Consider the following 774-nt stretch of genomic DNA (forward strand, 5'->3'; position numbering starts at 1 on the left):
ACGTCGTCTAGGAAGCTACTACTCGAGAGGTTAGAAAGAATCTCAAGCGACCTAACCCGACCTTCCTCGCCGAGAGCATCAAATCCCGATGCGCCCTCCCACACGGGGATCGCTGGGCTCGCGTGCCGATACTGCGCGCTTGCCACCTCCGCAACGCGAGAGAGATCCGAGGGCCACCCGTGATTTTCGGCTACCGTCGCAATAGCCTCCCGTTGCGTCGAGAGATGGTTTACCCAGCGACTCAGCAGCTCGGGCGCAAGCAGCACATCGCTTTTGGCCGAGTTTGTCACGGTCGCGGTGATAAGGAAGTTCTCGGCCGCTGAAAGCCTGACACGGCGCCACGGGACCACGTGATCAACGGACGCCCGATTCCCTGTCACAGCGGGATCCTCGATCTCCAGGCCCGTGTAGACACATCGACCTTGCTGGATCATCCATAAGTCGTGGCGCATATCCACCGGTGGCATGTGCCTTGCCAGTCCGAAGAGGTGCTCATGGAGTTGATCCTCAACGGGCGTGCCAAGCGTTACACGGTTTGCTTTGGCGACGAAACGGACGAACCGAAACTCGATGAGATCACGCAGGACTGGCCCGTACCTCACCAGAGCTTCGAGCGCGCCGTCGACAAACTGGATTCGCGCCGGAGAGCCAGCCAAACGCCTATATAGAAACGGTGGTGGAGCGCCAGGCAGTTGCTGGAGCAGCCGCAGTGGGTTCTTGGTGGTTCCGCGAGCAACTGTGGTCACCGCCTTACTCCATGTCGAATCGTCGATC

General features: G+C 59.8%; 1 protein-coding gene. It reads right to left on the bottom strand.

All coding sequences use genetic code 11. The annotated features are described in order from the left end of the window. On the bottom strand, window positions 1-746 hold a 746-nt coding region (locus tag HMPREF0591_RS33600; protein WP_208857820.1), incomplete at its 3' end, for an HNH endonuclease. Window positions 747-774 lie beyond the last annotated feature (28 nt).

The sequence above is a fragment of the Mycobacterium parascrofulaceum ATCC BAA-614 genome (genome assembly GCF_000164135.1).
Lineage (GTDB): Bacteria > Actinomycetota > Actinomycetes > Mycobacteriales > Mycobacteriaceae > Mycobacterium > Mycobacterium parascrofulaceum.